The organism is Niallia taxi, from assembly GCF_004005475.1.
GTDB classification, from domain to species: Bacteria; Bacillota; Bacilli; order Bacillales; family Cytobacillaceae; genus Niallia; species Niallia taxi.
In genome coordinates this window covers 36,862-55,028 of the sequence record NZ_RZTZ01000010.1, presented here as the reverse complement: position 1 = coordinate 55,028, position 18,167 = coordinate 36,862, and the positions used below count along the sequence as shown (strand labels likewise).

At 39.1% G+C, this 18,167-nt stretch carries 20 protein-coding genes and 1 riboswitch; of the genes, 19 read left to right on the top strand and 1 reads right to left on the bottom strand.

Going from position 1 to position 18,167, the window contains the following annotated elements; genetic code table 11:
- Window positions 1–181: 181 nt before the first annotated feature.
- The 18 genes from EM808_RS20210 to EM808_RS20125 all read left to right on the top strand — a co-directional run bounded on the left by EM808_RS20210 (window position 182) and on the right by EM808_RS20125 (window position 16,764).
- Window positions 182–1,321, top strand: a complete 1,140-nt coding sequence (locus tag EM808_RS20210) for a DEAD/DEAH box helicase (RefSeq protein ID WP_127740145.1) — start codon at window positions 182–184, stop codon at window positions 1,319–1,321.
- A gap of 182 nt (window positions 1,322–1,503) precedes the next feature.
- Window positions 1,504–1,746, top strand: a complete 243-nt coding sequence (locus EM808_RS20205; protein WP_127740143.1) for a hypothetical protein — start codon at window positions 1,504–1,506, stop codon at window positions 1,744–1,746.
- A 15-nt stretch (window positions 1,747–1,761) separates the two neighbouring features.
- Window positions 1,762–2,886 (top strand): GerAB/ArcD/ProY family transporter, encoded by a 1,125-nt coding sequence (locus EM808_RS20200; protein ID WP_127740141.1) that lies wholly within the window; start codon window positions 1,762–1,764, stop codon window positions 2,884–2,886.
- A 36-nt stretch (window positions 2,887–2,922) separates the two neighbouring features.
- Window positions 2,923–4,041, top strand: a complete 1,119-nt coding sequence (locus tag EM808_RS20195) for a GerAB/ArcD/ProY family transporter (RefSeq protein WP_127740139.1) — start codon at window positions 2,923–2,925, stop codon at window positions 4,039–4,041.
- Window positions 4,038–5,636 carry a spore germination protein gene (locus tag EM808_RS20190; RefSeq protein ID WP_127740137.1) on the top strand — a complete coding sequence of 533 codons (1,599 nt, stop codon included), beginning with the start codon at window positions 4,038–4,040 and terminating at the stop codon, window positions 5,634–5,636. The genes EM808_RS20195 and EM808_RS20190 overlap by 4 nt, the downstream gene beginning before the upstream one ends.
- Window positions 5,633–6,829 (top strand): Ger(x)C family spore germination protein, encoded by a 1,197-nt coding sequence (locus tag EM808_RS20185; protein WP_225314803.1) that lies wholly within the window; start codon window positions 5,633–5,635, stop codon window positions 6,827–6,829. The genes EM808_RS20190 and EM808_RS20185 overlap by 4 nt, the downstream gene beginning before the upstream one ends.
- Before the next feature lie 88 nt (window positions 6,830–6,917).
- A riboswitch (TPP riboswitch) is annotated at window positions 6,918–7,027 on the top strand.
- A gap of 141 nt (window positions 7,028–7,168) precedes the next feature.
- Window positions 7,169–7,783: a thiamine phosphate synthase gene (locus EM808_RS20180; protein ID WP_127740135.1), complete on the top strand. Its 615-nt coding sequence runs from the start codon at window positions 7,169–7,171 to the stop codon at window positions 7,781–7,783.
- A complete protein-coding gene (gene thiO, locus EM808_RS20175; protein WP_127740133.1) occupies window positions 7,764–8,894 on the top strand; it encodes a glycine oxidase ThiO in 1,131 nt (376 codons plus the stop codon). The genes EM808_RS20180 and thiO overlap by 20 nt, the downstream gene beginning before the upstream one ends.
- A complete protein-coding gene (gene thiS, locus EM808_RS20170) occupies window positions 8,891–9,094 on the top strand; it encodes a sulfur carrier protein ThiS (RefSeq protein WP_127740131.1) in 204 nt (67 codons plus the stop codon). Before thiO ends, thiS begins: the two co-directional genes overlap by 4 nt.
- A complete protein-coding gene (locus tag EM808_RS20165; RefSeq protein WP_205685884.1) occupies window positions 9,091–9,864 on the top strand; it encodes a thiazole synthase in 774 nt (257 codons plus the stop codon). The genes thiS and EM808_RS20165 overlap by 4 nt, the downstream gene beginning before the upstream one ends.
- A complete protein-coding gene (locus tag EM808_RS20160) occupies window positions 9,861–10,865 on the top strand; it encodes a ThiF family adenylyltransferase (protein ID WP_127740127.1) in 1,005 nt (334 codons plus the stop codon). The genes EM808_RS20165 and EM808_RS20160 overlap by 4 nt, the downstream gene beginning before the upstream one ends.
- 184 nt (window positions 10,866–11,049) lie before the next feature.
- Entirely contained in the window at window positions 11,050–11,397 is a 348-nt protein-coding gene (locus tag EM808_RS20155) for a lmo0954 family membrane protein (protein ID WP_127740125.1), read from the top strand.
- A 28-nt stretch (window positions 11,398–11,425) separates the two neighbouring features.
- On the top strand, window positions 11,426–12,073 hold the full coding sequence (locus tag EM808_RS20150; protein WP_127740123.1) for a PspA/IM30 family protein: 648 nt from the start codon (window positions 11,426–11,428) through the stop codon (window positions 12,071–12,073).
- Window positions 12,074–12,190: 117 nt separating this feature from the next.
- The gene (gene liaF / locus EM808_RS20145) at window positions 12,191–12,928 is read left to right on the top strand and encodes a cell wall-active antibiotics response protein LiaF (RefSeq protein ID WP_127740121.1); all 738 of its coding nucleotides are present in this window, start codon (window positions 12,191–12,193) and stop codon (window positions 12,926–12,928) included.
- Window positions 12,925–13,971, top strand: a complete 1,047-nt coding sequence (locus tag EM808_RS20140; protein WP_127740119.1) for a sensor histidine kinase — start codon at window positions 12,925–12,927, stop codon at window positions 13,969–13,971. The genes liaF and EM808_RS20140 overlap by 4 nt, the downstream gene beginning before the upstream one ends.
- Window positions 13,968–14,600, top strand: coding sequence for a response regulator (locus EM808_RS20135; protein ID WP_127740117.1), 633 nt, complete (start codon window positions 13,968–13,970; stop codon window positions 14,598–14,600). Before EM808_RS20140 ends, EM808_RS20135 begins: the two co-directional genes overlap by 4 nt.
- Before the next feature lie 196 nt (window positions 14,601–14,796).
- On the top strand, window positions 14,797–16,125 hold the full coding sequence (locus EM808_RS20130; protein ID WP_127740115.1) for a polysaccharide biosynthesis protein: 1,329 nt from the start codon (window positions 14,797–14,799) through the stop codon (window positions 16,123–16,125).
- A 90-nt stretch (window positions 16,126–16,215) separates the two neighbouring features.
- Window positions 16,216–16,764, top strand: a complete 549-nt coding sequence (locus EM808_RS20125; RefSeq protein WP_127740318.1) for an RNA polymerase sigma factor — start codon at window positions 16,216–16,218, stop codon at window positions 16,762–16,764.
- A gap of 17 nt (window positions 16,765–16,781) precedes the next feature.
- Here EM808_RS20125 and EM808_RS20120 read toward each other — a convergent pair whose 3' ends face one another.
- On the bottom strand, window positions 16,782–17,018 hold the full coding sequence (locus tag EM808_RS20120) for a hypothetical protein (protein WP_127740113.1): 237 nt from the start codon (window positions 17,016–17,018) through the stop codon (window positions 16,782–16,784).
- 149 nt (window positions 17,019–17,167) lie between these two features.
- On the opposite strand from EM808_RS20120, the gene EM808_RS20115 reads away from it, so the two are divergent.
- Complete coding sequence (locus EM808_RS20115; RefSeq protein WP_127740111.1) at window positions 17,168–18,103, top strand: magnesium transporter CorA family protein; 936 nt, start codon at window positions 17,168–17,170, stop codon at window positions 18,101–18,103.
- Window positions 18,104–18,167: the final 64 nt, after the last annotated feature.

Below are 18,167 nucleotides of genomic sequence, written 5' to 3'. Positions count from 1 at the left end.
TCGACAGCAATTTGCCGACAGTCTTTTTTCATTGTTTAACAGCTGGCATGATTGCATATCTATTTTTAGGAGAATAATCTATAATAAGTAGATATTAGGCAATGAAACAGCCATATGTGCAAAAAGCTATTTCTTCCTAGTGGAGAGCAAAAGCGTAAGCTGTGTAAAGAAGGAGAATGAAATGAGTAATCAAGACCTTTTAAATAAGATGAAACCTTTCGTAGCAGAAAATTGGGCGAAAGCAAGCTTTCAAAAACCGACAAATATTCAAGAACAGGCGATACCTGAAATATTAGCTGGAAAAGATATCATCGCTGAATCACCGACAGGTACTGGAAAAACGCTGGCATACCTACTGCCAGTTTTAAATAAAATCGATGCTGAATCAAGAGCTATGCAGGCGATAATTCTAGCATCCTCCCAAGAGCTCGTTATGCAAATACTTGGTGAGGTTCAAAAATGGGGAGAAAACAGCGGAATCCGTTCTGCTTCCTTCATCGGTGGAGCCAATGTAAAAAGACAGTTGGAGAAGCTGAAGAAAAGTCCTCACCTCGCCATTTGTACACCTGGTAGAGCCTTGGAGCTTATTAAGCAAAAGAAGCTTAAAATGCATGAAGTGAGAACGATTGTGCTTGATGAAGCAGATCAGCTGCTAGTTCCTGAACATATTGACTATGTTCGTCAAATCATCAAAGCTACACAGAAAGAAGAAAGACAGGTTGTTATGTTCTCAGCAACACTGACAGAAAGAACAGCATCGCTTGGCAAGGAATTGCTCCAAGAACCTGCTGTTATTACTGTTAAAAAAGATACGAGTATTGAAGCAGCAGATGTAAATCATATCTATTTCCAGGCAGAGCATCGAGACAAAATCAAGCTGATGGAAAAGATTTCTCGTTTGGAGAATGCGAAAGTGCTTGTTTTTGTTAAGGATATCGGTACATTGGATGTACTCCACGAAAAACTTGGCTTTAAAGAAATTCAAACAAGCAGACTTCATAGCGATCTTAACAAAATGGACAGACAAAAATATACAAGGCTATTCCGTTCAGGCAAAACATCTATGCTGCTTGCAACAGACGTTGCAGCACGCGGATTAGATATCCAAAATATAACACATGTTGTCCACTATGACTTTGCAAAAGACAAAACACAGTATATCCACCGTTCCGGTCGGACAGGCAGATTCGGCAAGGAAGGAACAGTCATCAGCTTAGTAACAGACAGGGAAGAAAGAGAATTAAAGCAAATGCTGAAAGAACTCAAAATCCCGCTAGAACGGAAAGTCTTCTTTAAAGGTGAAATTTCAGAAGTTAAATAATTAATAGACCATTGAAAAGCCGCTAAATAATTAGCGGCTTTTTTTGCAGTTTTTCACTAAAAACAGCCGCGGAATTTTCAGCGGCATTTTTTATTTTTATCCCTGCAAATATTTTCTACATAATATTGGAGAATTTTCACAAGATAAGACAAGAATATTACTATTTGCAGGTGAAATGATATATGGTTACATTTGTTTATTTATTAATGATTGGCATGATGGGGAGTCTTACACTCATACTTGATTTATTTGTTTTTCATGACAGCTTAAAAAACTGCTTTTTGAACATTTACAAGGCAGAGGTTGGAGCAGGAGCAATCACCATTGTATTAACAGCTGGCTTTGGCTTTATCTGGTCAGTAGTAGTTGATTTTAGAAGGCTGAAAAAGAAGCTGCAAGGAAATAAATCACAAGCTAAAAACTAAAGGAAGTGGAGTCCGATGCTGAAAGAGAATATTTCTTTAAGCCAATTAGCAGCACTTGTATTCAATTTCCAAATTGGTAGCTCCATTGTTTTTGGGCTTGCATTAGACGCAAAAGAGGATGCTTGGATTGCCCTCATAATTGCATTTGCACTTGGGATACTGATTACAGCATTTTATTTATATTTAAGCTCGCTCTTGCCGGGAAAAAACCTGTACGAGATGTTTGAGTATTGCTTTAAAAGGCCGATAGCAATCTGCTTAAGCTTGGTCTACTCAATGTACTTCTTGTACTATGCGTGTCGTATCATCAGGGACTTCGGAGAATTGATTTCTGCTACAGTTCTTCCGACTACTCCGATTGAATTCAGCGTATTTACACTGCTGCTCGTTATTGGTTATGTGCTTTATTTAGGGCTTGAGGTGCTTGCCAGAACATCTGAAATTTTTACACCATATGCCGTCATTTTTATGGTCTTATTATGTGTGTTTTTATATTCAGGGAAAAATTTAGATTTATCAAATATTAAGCCGATATTGGGCGAGGGATTTGATCCTTTATGGAAGGTGATTTTTCCATATGAGCTCATCCGCCCATATGGTCAGCTCCTTTTCTTAACATTCATTCTTCCGAGTGTGACGAGATTAGATTTAAGCAGCAAGGTTGTGATGATCAGTGTGATTTTTTCCAGCCTTCTTCTCATAGCATCATCCGTGTTGATTATTTTATCATTGGGTCAAAATATTGCCCTTCGTTCTAATTTTCCACTGTTGAGTGCAGCAAGGCTAATTTCAATTGGAGAATTTATTCAGCGTGTTGATGCTATTGTTGTCTTCACGATGGTATTAGGAACATTAGTGAAGAGCTCTATATACATATATGGTGGATTAAAGGGACTAGAGTATATTTTCACTATTCCGTTTCGTTTTTTTGCCATTCCCATATCATGTGTGGTTTCTCTTTTCTCGATTTTTATTGCAAAGGGGTATTCGGATCATATAAATGAAGGGCTATTCTCCAACCCGTTTTTATTGCATGTGCCGCTCCAGTTCGGACTGCCGCTTCTTTTGACGGTAATCCTCCTGTTCAAGAAATGGAGGGGAAAACATCATAGCAAGCAGATGAAAGAAAGGAATATGTAAATCTTGCTGTGCATTAAGAGATAAGGTGTTGAGCGTATGCTAAAGGAAAACATATCATTAAGCCAATTAATTACATTAGTTATAAATTTCCTGCTCGGCAGCGCTATTGTAGTCGGGGTAGGTATGGAAGCAAAGCGTGATGCTTGGATTGTCATAATAGCAGGGCTTTTTATTGGTCTGCTTATTATATCTGCCTATTATTTTTTGCTGTCCTTACAGCCCGGAAAAAATTTCTTTGAAATATTGGAAATTTGCTTTTCCAGACCTGTAGCAATCGTCATGTCGCTTGGTTATATTTGTTACTTTCTTTATGTTGCCTGTCGGGTAATAAGGGACTTTGGAGAAATGATTTCAGCGGCAATATTACCCTTAACGCCGATCGAGGTCACGGTTGCCTTGCTTGCGCTTGTGATAGGCTACATTCTTTATATGGGTATTGAGGTGCTTGGGCGAACCTCGGAAATTTTCACACCGTATACATTTGCCTTCATGCTGATGCTTTTTATTTTCTTGTATGGAAGCGGCAATATTGAAATTTCCAATATAGAACCGGTTGCTGCTAATGGCTGGAAACCGATAGTGAAAGCAATTGTACCATCGATATCTGTCTTTCCTTATGGAGAGATGATTGCATTTACAGTGGTGCTTGCCGATGTGACAAACTTTAAATACAGCAGGATTATTAGTGTTTTTGGCGTTATTATCGCCAGCATGCTCTTGCTGCTGTCTGTTTTCCTGATAATTACGTCATTAGGGGAGAATATCGCTCTCCGTTCTAACTTTCCTCTACTTAGTGCGGCAAGACTAGTAAGCATCGGGGAATTTATTGAAAGAATTGATGCATTAGTCGTCTTCATTATTATGCTTGGGATTTTAATTAAAAGCTCTGTTTTTATCTATGGCGGTCTTAAAGGGTTGGAATATGTGTTTAATAAACCGTATCGCTTTTTTTCCATTCCTATTGCATGCATCGTATCAATGTTTGCCATTTTCATCAGCAATGACTTTTCGGACCATATTCGGGAAGGTCTTTATGTGGATATTTTTGTCCTGCATTTGCCGATGGAATATGGAGTTCCTATATTAGTGCTTGTCACATTATTGTTTAAGAAATGGAGAAAAGACCGAAGTGCAGGCAAGGAGGTAAAAGCATGAATAAGTTTTTGAAAAAACTGATGAATATTAACTCGAAAAAACAAATTCCTTCCAATTCCACACCAAGCAAAGCACAAGAAATTGAAATGAAAAACATCAGCTTTGAAACGATAAAGGATGAAATTAAAAAGATTTTTGGACATACTGCCGATTTAAAGGCAGATGATATACTTGTTGGTAAATCTGAAGCAATTATTTTCTATTTAGATACGGTTATCAACACGGACTTCCTTAAAGATATGCTTGGACAAACCTTGGAAAGCCCTGTTGAACAAGATATAAGAATTACTAGTGTCGATGAACTGCAAGCCTTTGGAAAAAAATCCTTTGGAGTCTCAGGTTATAAGCTCATCCATACAATAAGTGAAATGACGGAGACTATTCTTGAAGGAAGGATTGCTGTTATCATAAAAGGCGTTCCGGCAGCACTCACTATAAGCTTTATCAATAGTGAAGGAAGAACGGTCTCAGAGCCAACGACACAAACAGTTGTCAGAGGACCGAAGGATGCCTTTGTTGAAGATATTTCTACGAACATTAACTTAATCCGAAAAAGAATCAAAAATCATAATCTTCAATTTGAAAAGTTCAAGGTAGGTAATGAAACAAGAACAAGTGTATACATTGGCTCCATAAAAGGAATCGTTAATGAAAAGATTTTGGAAGAGGTTCGGAAGCGGATAAAAGATATTAATATTTCTGCTGTTTTCGAGTCTGCAAATATTGAGGAGCTTATTCAAGATAAATCGGCGACTGTTTTTCCTTTAGCTTTGAATACAGAGCGACCTGACTCTGTCAGCTCTGCACTTTTGGATGGAAAAATTGCCATTATTACAGATGGAACACCCTTTATTTTGCTCGTTCCTGCTGTACTGACAGATTTCTTTATATCGTCTGAAGATAATTACCAAAACTATTTTATGAGCAGTTTTATCAGGATGATTAGATATTTGTCCTTTATGATTGGGCTGCTCATGCCTTCTGCATATGTAGGAGTCTTGACCTTTCACCCGGAGCTATTGCCGACAACCTTGCTGTTAAGTGTTATTGCCCAGCGGGAGGGTGTGCCGTTTCCTGCGGTAATTGAGGTCTTTATTATGGAAATAACCTTTGAAATACTAAGGGAAGCCGGTGTCCGCATGCCAAGGGCCGTTGGGCAGACAGTATCAATCGTAGGTGCGTTAGTTATCGGTCAGGCTGCAGCTGAAGCGGGGATTATTTCTAATATCATGGTTATTATTGTGGCGATTACAGCAATAGCCAACTTTGTATTTCCGAACTACAGCTTTGCGAATGCTTCACGGCTTATCCGATTCGTTCTTATTATAGTCGCTTCCATCCTAGGATTGTATGGTGTATTACTCGTGCTGATATTCATGGTGGCACATCTTAGTTCACTCCGCTCCTTCGGTGTTCCTTATCTAGCGCCAGTTGCACCATTTATAGTAGAGGACCAAAAGGATATCTTTATTCGTACGCCGATTTGGTTCCAAAACAAGCGGCCAGCTTATTTAAGTCCTACCACCCTTGATAAGCAAAAGCCTCAAGGCTCTCCATCTCCTCCTAAGCAGTCGAAAGGAGGAAGCGGAGATTGAAGCTGTTTGGAAAGATGTTAATCTCTGTTTTAATTGTATTCCTTTTGGGTGGATGCTGGGATCGGAAGGAGCTTTCAGAGATAAAGCTGGTTTCTGGGATGGCTATCGATAAAGGTGATGACGGGAAATATGAGGTTACTGTTGAAGCCTTGAATGCTGCAGAGCTGAATTCACGAACGAGTGGAGGAAATGCTCCCTCGTTAGTAGAAACGATTGAAGGAGAAACCTTATCGGAAGTCAGCCATCAGTTCAGCCAATATTATGCACAGTATCTTGTTTTTTCTCATATGAAGCTTCTTGTTATTGGTGAAGACGTGGCAAAGTCAGGCATGATAGATTTTATTGATTACTTAGAGAGAAACAGAGAACTGCGCGATGATTTTAAAATTCTCATTGCAAAAGACAGTAAGGCGTCAGATGTGTTGAAGGTCACAAATTTATACCGTAAGTCGTCCTCACTCAAGCTGTCCACACAGCTTGAGAATATGTTCCAAGACTGGGGTGGGGATCCAGACATGCGGATAAATGATTTTATCAATGATGTCACCTTAGAGGGGAAAGAGGCTGTCTTAAATGCAGTAGTTGTCGAAGGGGATAAAAAGGTCGGTGCCACTGTAGAGAATATGAATAATGTAACGCCCGAAGCGATCGTTTTAGTAGATTCTCTTGGCTTCTTTAACAAGAAGAAGCTGGCGGGTTTTCTACCATTAGACGACACTAGGGTATATTTATGGATAACGGATAAATTCAAAAATACGACATTAACAGTACAATGCGGTGAAGATGAATATAGTGCTGTTAGAATTATTCATTCCACAACAGATGTACAAACGAAGATGGACGGAGTAAGGCCCGAATTTAATATTAATGTTAAAGCAGAGGGATATATTGAAGGAACACAATGCTATAAATCATTGGATAAAATAGAGACTTTTAAGAAATATGAAGATCTAGTCAGCAAGTCAGCAGCAGATAAAATACAAAAAACTGTCGCTAAAATGCAGGACGAATACGGGCTTGATATATTCGGATTTGGAGAAATAATGAGAAGGCAGCATAATAATCAGTTTTCAAAAATCAAGGATGACTGGAATAGCTATTTTGCGGAAGCAAAGGTTAATGTGGATTTTGATTTCATTCTAAGAAGGACAGGAATCAGATCAGATAGCTTCCTTGACGAAGTGGAGAAATAACGAAATAAATAAATGATTCTTAAAATTTCAGATAATTGCTTGAAATATAAGGTGAATATGATATCCTTTAAGTACAAAAGAAAATGAAAATCATCACTAGGGGATCCCTTGATAAGGGCTGAGAATAAAGTAGCTACTTTTAAACCCTCATAACCTGAACAGGTTCGCACCTGCGTAGGAAAGTGGCAGATTGTTTTGTTGTGCACTTTTTGCAGTATTGTACAAAATCACAAACCACTTTCCTATGCGGGAAAGTGGTTTTTTTATTGGAAAAAGGCAGAATTGGAGGGATGGCTAAACTTTAAAGTTGAGTAAGTAGATAGGTAAAGGTGGTTTAAAATGAAGCTTACCGCGATAACGAATGATTCCTTTTCAGTTGAAAAAACATGTGAAATCATCCTGCAAATTCTTCCATATGTTGATTATGTGCATATAAGAGAGAAGTCGAAATCGATGTTAGAAATTTATTGCCTTTGCAAACAGCTGCTGGCAAAAGGAGCAGATAAAAGCAAAATAATCATTAATGGAAGGGCAGAAATTTTGCTGCTGGCCAATATGCTTCATGTACACCTTCCTGAAAAGGGGATGCCAATTGAGGCGGTCAGAAGGAAAACAGCCTGCGGTCTTGCAGGGAGATCTGTGCATAGCCTTCAATCAGCATTAGACGCAGAAAGGGAGGGAGTTGACTATCTCTTATACGGACATTGCTTCCATACGGAAAGCAAAAGTGGGATTCCTCCAAATGGAATTAAATTATTGCATGAGATAAAGGAGCACGTCAGCATTCCTGTGTATGCAATCGGCGGAATTACGAAGGAGCTTGTAAGTGAAATAAATAATTGCGGTGCGGATGGCATTGCAATTATGTCAGGAATTTTTGGGGCGGAAAATCCAAAGCTTGCCGCGCAAAACTATTATGAAAGGTGCAAAGCGTATGCAAATACAAAAATTTGAAGCTGCTGTCATTGGCGGCGGTATTATCGGCAATGCGATTGCTTATTATCTATCAGCCGAAAACATTCAAACCGCTGTAATGGAAGCAAATGAAGTCGGCGGAAAAACGACGAGTGCTGCAGCAGGAATGCTCGGTGCCCATTCTGAATGGGAGGAGTTTAAGGATGTATATTCGTTTGTTGCTGACAGCCATTATCAATATGACAGCCTATCAAAGCAATTAAAGGAAACCTGCGGTATAGATATTGAGCTGAAAAAAGGCGGCATCTTAAATCTTGTGTTTTCAGAAGAGGAGAAAAGAAAGCTTGAAGCTGTTATGAAGCTGCCCTCCGTCCAATGGCTGTCAAAGGTAGAGGTGTATAAGGCTGAAAAGCATGCCAGTCAGGAAATACTCGGTGCTGTCTATATGAAAGACGATGTTCATGTAACGCCATTATCTGCTTGCAATGGATTTTGGAAGGGCGCCCTAAAAAATGGTGCACAAATTTTTGAACATACGATGGTGCTTGAAGTAGTCCAACAAGGTACAGGATTTCTAATAAAGACCACGAACAACAGCTTTTATGCGGAAAATGTAATCATTGCTTGCGGTGTTTGGTCAAATAAGTTTTTTTCGGAGGCTGGCTTGCAGCATGCCTTAGTTCCCGTAAAAGGAGAATGTCTATCTGTCATAAATGACAAAATGCCTTTAACGAAAACATTATTTCATGAGAAGAGTTACATTGTGCCAAGGAATAACAATCAGTTGGTAATTGGGGCAACACAGAAATGGAATGATTGGAATGAGTTGCCGAGCTTCGGAGGAATCCAGGAAATAATGGAGAAGGCTAAAAGCCTGATGCCTGAAATTTCTACAATGCGGCCACATAGGTTTTGGGCAGGATTAAGGCCACAATCCTTTGATAAAAGGCCATTTATTGGGGAACATCCTGAAACAAAAGGCCTTTATTTTGCAGCGGGACATCAACGAAACGGTATATTAATGGCACCGGCAACAGGGATGATGATCAGGGATTTATTAATGGAAAGAAGTGTTAACAAGGATTGGGTTAATGCCTTTAAGCTTGATAGAGTAGAAAAAGTCGCAGAAGGAAAGGGTGTGCTGCAATGATTATTCAATTGAATGGGAAATCTGCGGATATACCGGAAGAGATTGTGACATTGCAAGATTTATTAGTGTGGTATGGACTTAAAGACAGGATAGTTATAGCAGAGCTAAACAGAGAAATTATTGACAAAGAAAACTATCAATCTACAACCCTTGTTAATAGGGATATATTAGAGCTTATTCATTTTGTAGGAGGAGGATAATTATGTTGAAGATAGGAAATCGCATATTTCAATCAAGATTACTGCTTGGGACAGGTAAATATCCATCATATGAAATTCAGAAGGAGGCTGTGGCGGTCTCAGGTGCCGAGATATTGACATTTGCTGTTAGAAGAATGAATGTGTTTGAGGAATCTCAGCCTAATTTCCTTGAGCAATTGGATTTAACAAAGTATTCGCTGCTGCCTAATACAGCAGGAGCAAAAAATGCGGAAGAAGCAGTCCGGATTGCCAAGCTTGCAAAGGCTTCAGGTCTTTGCGACATGGTTAAGGTGGAGATTATAGGCTGTAGCAAATCATTGCTGCCAGATCCGATTGAAACATTGAAGGCGTCAGAGAAGCTGCTGGAGTTAGGGTTCACTGTTTTGCCATATACGTCTGACGATGTGGTTTTGGCTAGGCGTCTTGAGGAATTAGGTGTACATGCTGTTATGCCTGGTGCAGCTCCAATCGGGTCTGGAAGAGGAATCATCAACCCGTTAAATATCCGCCTGATAATTGAGCAATCAGCCATTCCTGTTATTGTAGATGCTGGTGTTGGTTCTCCTAAGGATGCAGCCTTTGCAATGGAGCTTGGGGCAGATGGCGTACTGCTGAACACGGCAGTTTCGAATGCAAATAATCCTGTTAAAATGGCAAAGGCGATGAGTCTGGCAATTGAAGCAGGAAGACTAGGTTTTGAAGCTGGCCGAATGGATATGAAGGAATACGGCGAAGCGAGCAGCCCATTAAGCGGATTGGTAACATCATGATTAGAAAATATGCCAAACAGGAGCTGTTTATCGGAGCTGCTGGCCAAAAAAGACTGAAAGAAAGTCATGCGGTTATTTTAGGTGTCGGCGCACTTGGTTCCTCTACAGCAGAAATGCTGACAAGAGCAGGCATCAAGAAGCTGACTATTATAGATAGAGATTATGTCGAATACAGCAACCTTCAAAGACAGCAGCTGTATACCGAGGAAGATGCTGCCTTAAAGCTGCCAAAGGCTGTAGCTGCAAAACAGCGGTTAGAGAAAATTAACAGTGATGTTTCCATAGATTGTCGTATAGAGGATATAACAGGTCAAAACATTGAAACAATCATCAAGGATGCTTCCATCATCATCGATGGCATGGATAACTTTGAAACAAGACTCATAATTAATGATGCTGCCGTAAAAATGAATAAACCTTATATATTTGGTGCGTGTGTCGGCAGCTATGGCTTAACATATCCCGTCATTCCAGGCACTACACCTTGCCTGCACTGCCTTATTAAGCATCTTCCTGCACAAACAGAGACATGTGACAGTGTTGGAGTTATCAGCCCAATTGTCCAGCTTGTGGCAGCATTTCAAACAGCGTATGCCTTGAAAATACTTACAGGAAAGGCTGTAAAGCCTTTGCTTATATCACATGATATTTGGAATATGCAAAAAGCAGAAATTCACGCAGGAAAGCTGAAGGATTCTCATTGTCCTACATGCAGTCAGAAGGCCTTCCCATATTTAGAAGCTGGTAATCAAACAAAGACAGACATACTATGTGGCAGAGATGCTATCCAAATACGCCCTGGAGTTTCCCATATTTATGATCTAAAGGCATTGTCCCAAAGTATACAGCACGTCGTTCAAAATATGATAGTAAATCCATATTTGCTTGCATGTGAATATGAAGAGCATCGCATTGTTCTCTTTAAGGACGGCCGTGCCATTATTCATGGTACAAGCGAGCGGACAAGAGCAAGGGCGATATACAGCAGACTCGTTGGGTGAAAAGGTTTGGGTTTATAGGGTTATTACATATAAAGACCTTCTGTATGAAGGTCTTTTTTTCGTATTCTAGAAACTGCTGAGTATTCACTAAGCCTCAAGTCTTAGATAGAAATCAAGCGGAAGCACGTTATGAAAAATCATGTCGAAAGCTATGATAGGAGTATAAGAAAGGAGAGATTGATTGATGAAAAAAGTTGGTTTATTTCTTATAGGAGCGATAGCGGCAATTGTCCTGCTGTCACATTTAGGTCCTTTAGTAGGATTAGTTATTAGCGGAGTATTGCTGTACCTTGTGTTCAAGCAATTTATGAAGGCAGGTACAACTGGGGCAAAAATAGGCTGGGGTGCTTTAGGTATCGTGTTACTGTGCATCACAGCAAGCAATCTTCCAGCAATCATTGCCCTTGTTGCAGCATACGTCCTGTTGTTAGTGTTTAAAAAGTGGAAGAAATCAGGTGCAGTTACACAGAAATCAAACTCAGATGATCCGTTCCAGAATTTTGAAAAGCAATGGTCTGAACTAAATAAATAAAAACTAAACAGAAAAGAGGAAAAAAATCATGGCAAACCTATTAGAAAGAATTAAAAATGCAGTAATGGCAGATATAAATGAAGTGCTCGACAAAAAGGAAAATAAAAATCCCCTAGCGCTTCTTAACCAATATTTAAAAGAATGTGAAAAAGAAACAGAAAAAGTAAAAGAGCTTGTGAAACGACAATATGTATTAAAAGAAGCATTCACAAAAGAGCTTAAAGAGGCTGAGGAACTTGCTGCAAAACGTAAAAAGCAAGCAGAAATCGCGTCACAGGCTGGCGAAGAGGAGCTGTTCTCTTTTGCTCAAACAGAACAACATCATTATGAGGAAAGAATTGTCCGGTTGACGGAATCACTGAAAATCACTGATAAGCAGACAAGTGAGCTAGAAGCAAAATATGCAGAAATGAAGCATAAACTGAAGGACATGAACATTCGTCGTCTTGAGCTGATGGGGAAAGAAAACATGACTAGAGCTTCTTACACAATGAATAAAATGACCGATAAACAAGGAAATTCTGCCGGAACAGCTAAGTTCGATGAAATGGAAACATATATCGACGGTTTGGAGAAAAAGATAACTAACAAGTACTATCAGCATACAATTGATGAAAAAATAGCTGCTTTAGAAAAAAAGATAGAGGAAAAGAAAGATGAAACTTTCACTTCTTGAAAAAAATGATATTCTTAAAAGGCGTAGGTTTTTTTATACGCCTTTCCGAGTGTGGATAATACGCTATTATCAATAGCCGGAAGGGCGTAGCCAGCATGAATGGAAGGAGGAATTCCGTTGTTTCAGAGAATAAAGAAGGACTTTGCAGGATGGATTGTCATCATCGCTGGATTCCTGCTTCTATTAGAGATTTTTGTATTGCATCCAGGGTTGATTTTTTCCTTTTTAGTTGCGATTGGACTAATGTATTACGGTAAAAAGGGAAGGAAAAGGAAAATAGGCAAGCTGATGTTTTGGGCTGGTTTGCTTGTACTTTTAATCAGTGTACTGAATATGTTTACAGTAAAATTCCTGCTGTTCAGTCTCCTTTTTTACTGGTTTGTGCAGTATATCCAGAAAAAGAACAACAAAGAAGTAATCAAGCCGATCATCAAGCATAAGGAAGCAGGAGATGCTGATGAGGTCATTATTAAAAAGGAGCCAATGTTTCGCAATCGCCTGTTTCATCGGAATGAGACACCTGATCATGTTTACGAATGGAAGGATATCAATATTCAAACAGGTGCAAGCGACACAATCATCGATTTAAGCTATACAGTTTTGCCGCAAGGAGAGACGGTTATAGCAGTGCGAAATCTAGTCGGCAATGTGAAGATATACATTCCTTATGATTTAGAGGTCAGCATTAATCATTCTGTCCTGCTCGGTTCTGCGTATATATTTGATGAAGAGAATGCGGTCAATGCATTCAATATGAATATTATGAGAAGCAGCACTGGTTTTGATCAGGCTGAGACAAGAGTGAAGATTATCACCTCTTTCCTTGTAGGAAATCTTGAGGTGAAAAGAATATGAGCATAATCCAAAGGCAAATTCTCTGGGGAATGAGTATTGCATTAATTCTGCTTCTGTTCACATCAGGTGCCTTCCTGCTTGTGTTCCCGCCAGATAGCTGGAATGATATTTGGGAGAAGCAAGTCCTTGATATTCCATTTGTTCTATTTCTAGTTAGTGCAGATGTGGCAATAGGTCTTTTTTTTGGTGTGATGAGCGGGTATTCATGGAGGAAGCAGTTTAATGCACTTGATGGCATCATCCACAGTGGAGACAAAAATAAGGAATTGGAACGAGAGAGCTCTGGGTTTTATGAGGAAATACATTCTTTAGGGGCAAAAATAACGAATGTACAAAACAAACTTAAGGAACAGATTAGACTATCACAAAAGCTTGTGACAGAGCAAGCGGAGGATCAGCATTCCAGAGTGCAAGCTGTCATTGCTGATGAACGGAATCGGCTTGCAAGAGAGCTTCACGATTCTGTCAGTCAGCAGCTTTTTGCTGCTTCCATGCTATTGTCTGCCATCAATGAAAGAAGGCAGCCGGAAGGTGATCCGATTGAGTCAAAGCAGTTAAAGCTAGTAGAAGAGACAATCCACCAGTCACAGCTTGAAATGAGAGCGTTGCTGCTACACCTGAGACCTGCAGCTCTTAAGGATAAAACGTTAAAAGAAGGAATAATGGAGCTTTTATCAGAGCTTGTCCATAAAGTAGAAATGAAAATAACATGGAAGCTAGAGGAATTTAGTTTAGATAAAGGGATTGAAGACCATTTATTCCGTATACTGCAGGAATCTGTATCAAATACACTTAGGCATGCAAAAGCAAGTAATTTTGATGTGCAGCTTTTACATAGAGAACAATATGTTATCTTAAGGGTCATGGATGATGGGATTGGATTCGATGTGGAAGAAAGTAAAACCGGCTCATATGGTTTGCAGAACATGCAGGAGCGGGCAGCGGAAATTGGCGGTCAGCTGAAAATAGTCAGTCTGCAGCAAAAAGGGACACGGCTTGAAGTGAAGGTGCCAATGATTTTAGATATGGAGGCGAAAGCATGATTAGAGTTCTGTTTGTTGATGATCACGAGATGGTGCGGATAGGCGTGTCCTCCTATTTATCGGCACAGTCGGATATTGAAGTCGTCGGTGAGGCTGACAATGGAAAAACAGCAATTGAAATGGCTTTAGAATTGCGCCCTGATATCATTTTAATGGATTTGGTCATGGATGAAATGGATGGGATTGAAGCAACAAAGCATATTGTTGAAGCCTGGCCTGAAGCGAAAATTATTATTGTAACGAGCTTCCTGGATGATGAGAAGGTATATCCAGCATTGCAGGCAGGAGCGACCAGTTATATGCTGAAAACGTCAAAGGCAAGTGAAATAGCTGAGGCAGTCCGTTCCACCTTTAAGGGTCAGATTGTCCTCGAACCAGAGGTCACTGATAAAATGATGATGAAAATGAGAGAGAAGCCGCAAGTCTTGCTTCATGATGAACTAACAGCAAGAGAGATGGAAATACTGCTGCTAATGGCTGAAGGGAAAAGCAACCAGGAAATTGCCGATGTTTTGTTTATTGCCATCAAAACAGTCAAAACACATGTTAGTAATATTTTAAGCAAGCTACAAGTGCAGGACAGGACGCAGGCTGTCATTTATGCATTTAAATATCGGCTTGTTGAGTAGAAGCATCCGCAGGGAAACCTTGCGGATTTTTTTTATTTCAATTGTTATAAAGCCTTGTCGTTATTGGGTTTGTCTTATTTAAACAAACGTTTGATTAACGTCAATTTAAAACAAATAAATATATTTTTATAACTTGTCTCATATGATGGTTTAAAAGCAAAAGAAAATAATCTATTTTTTTTGTAAGGAGAGATCGATGAGCTCATTTTATAAAGGTACGCTTTTACTGATTGTTACGGCGTTTTTTGGTGAATGTATTGAGTTTTTGATTAACATGGTTATGGCGAGGGAATTGGGGGAACAAGGACTCGGACTTTTCATGACAGTTCTGCCGACGATATTCCTTATTGTGCTGCTGGCGAGCTTTGAGCTTCCTGTCTCTATTTCGAAGTTTATTGCTGAAAAGGATTCAGTCTATCATCACAGTATGCTTCAACAAGTAATAAAATGGACAATCATCTTTACAATTGTACTTACGATAGTCGCTGGTTTCGTCATTCCATTTATTCCGATATTCCAGGATTATCACCCAATCTTAAAATGGCTCGTTCTTTTGCTGCTGCCGGTTATTTCCTTTACGTCGATTGCAAGAGGCTTCTTTATGGGCAAACAGCAAATGGGAAAGATAGCAGCATCTAATTTCCTGCGTAAAATTGTTCAACTAGGAATGCTTGTATTTCTTTTTCAATGGTTTTCCTTTGATTTGGAAACCTCTGTTTTAATCGCATTTTGTACCATTGTTGGCAGTGATTTAGTAGTATTTTTGTATTTGCTTCATATGTTTTTCGTTCAGTATCAACGCATTAGAAAAGGTGAAAATGAACGGATGGGTGGCAAGGCAATTTGGAAGGATCTTTTGTCTGTGTCCATTCCGACGACAGGCTTACGGATTTTTCATGCATTGTCCCATGCTATACAGCCTTTTTTAATAAAAGGCGCATTGGTTGCATCGGGTATAACTGCAGCAAATGCGACAGAGCAGTATGGAATGCTTGCAGGTATTGCCTTGACTATTGGCTTTTTTCCGGCATTTATTGCGCACTCCTTTATGACAATGCTTATCCCGACCGTTTCAAAGGCTTATGCCGAAAGGAACTATTTACATTTACAGCATCTGCTTAAACAAGTAATGCTGATAACCCTTGGGTACGGGTCAGTAGCTATTGCCATTTTTTATTTTTATGCAGAGCCGCTGACAATGAAATTCTTTCACTCATCTCAAGCTGCTTCCATTGTGCAATTATTATGGCCGTATTTCTTCTTGCACTATTTCACGATTCCAATGCAGGCTTTCCTTATTGGTCTCGGGCTGTTAAAGGATGCAGTATTTCACTCGATTTGGTCTACTGTTTTTTCGTATACAGCTATCTATTATCTTGGCTCCTTAAGCCATTTACAGATGGGTGGCATTGCAATAGGCATGAATTTAGGTGCTGTCATTCTAGCACTCCTGCATTATTTAACCATTTGCAAAAAAATCGGCTTTTCCATTTGGCTTTCACCAGGCAAACAAGCACATCAATAAAAATATAAAAAACTTTTAAAAAAAGTGTAGGGGTTAATAGGTGCGGTTTCGTTTATTGTGTAGAAGCGTCCTAGGGGAAGGAGGATAATGATGGAACCCCTAATTAATAACTACACAGGTGATTGTAAAGAAGCCTGTTATGAAGAGATAATTAAAGAACATGGAAATGCTATATTTGCTTATATCCTTTCATTGGTCAAACATAAAGAACTAGCCGAAGATATTTATCAGGAAGTACTTATATCTTCCTATCTATCGTTTTCTTCCTTCGAAGATTACAGTAAAGCAAAAAGCTGGTTATATAAAATAGCGATAAATAAATGCCGTGATTATTGGAGAAAAGAAAAGACATCGAAGAAATTCTGGGAGGAAACAGTATATACATATGTACGGGAGACATCCGTTTCCTTACCGCCAGAGGATACAATTATAAATAAATGTGCTCAGGAAGAAATGATTGATACATTAGAAGAGCTGCCACAAATGTACAAGGAGCCTCTTCTATTATTCTATTATCATAACAATACATTGCTAGAAATTAGCGACAAAACAAAAACGCCCCTTTCAACGGTTAAAACACGCATGAAAAGAGCAAAAGAGCAATTGCGTCCGAAAGTAAATAAACTGGTCTCCATTTAATGTGGAGACCTTTTTTCTTACTCTGGTCTCTGCTTATTATAGTAGTTTACTGAATACATAGCACCTTCACTAACCATATTGTTGTCACCGATATCTTGCGGATCGGGATTTCCAGCCTTCATGATAGGTGATTCATCCTTTTTGGAGTGTAACATCTGAGTGACCCGCTGCATCATTTCTTTTCCTTTTGAGGAAAATAGAAGATAACCCCCAACGCCTGCACCGACAACCGCTAATGTTCGCATCGTTTTCATAATTCATCCCTCCGAATAGTTTGTCCAAAAAATATTGCTTAGTTTTATTTACCCAAGACTGACAGATAAGAAACCTTGCGCGTCGTTTTAAGTTTTTTTTCCTTGAAATAGGGGAAAATAAAAGTAAAAAAGCGATCGGAGTGATCTTTTTGAAAAAGCATCACATGGGCAAATGGATTTGGTATGCACTTGAAAAGATTGAAGAGATCGACCAATTAAAAGCAGAATTGGACATTTCCATTGAAGATTGGCGCAAAATCATCAATGAAAAAAAAGGAAACTATTTGGAGATGGATACATCAATAATTGGCAAGGAATCTTTGAGTGGTTCGATTATCTATAATCGAAAAATTGAGGAAAGAGGAGATTATGAGCTGTTTTACTTCTACCTGTGTGGCGATTATCTCATCACATTGGATTATCATGATAACAGCCTACATTTAAACAAAAGGACAGATATTATTCAATCTGCCCAAAATGCCATATCCCCAGTTGATGGGTTTATGGTGATACTTGGCAACATTATGACAGATATTCTTTACCATATTGATACATACGAGGAGAAGCTAGATGAATTAATATGGGATGTGAAAGAGAAGAATAGTACAAAAACCTTAGACAAAATCTATCAGTCAAGGCATGAAATACTTATTTGGAAAAACGTCATGATGCCCTTTTTAGAGCTGAAGTTTGCCATTGAGGAAGCCTTTGGAGAGGATGCCACAGATGGCAGAGATTATAAGCGAGTTTCTAAGCGGATTCAGAGAGGACTTACTTTAGTTGATGAGTATGAAAAAGAATTAAATAATCTCGTCCATTTTGAAGAGGTTGTTTCCCAGCATCGAGGAAATGAAATTATGAAGACATTGACAGTGTTTACTGCCCTTTGTACTCCTATTATGGCACTTGGAGCATTGTGGGGTATGAACTTTAAATATATGCCTGAGCTTGATTGGAAATATGGCTATGCCATTTCGCTTGCCTTAATCGTGCTGACTACTGTAATTATTTATGCTTATTTAAAAACAAGGGGATGGATGGGTGATCTTCTAAAGGCAAAAAAGAAAAATTCTTTCTTTCAATAGCATGAGGTCTAATAGACGGCAATTAGGAAATTACATATAATATTTATAGGAAGTAATCTTAGAT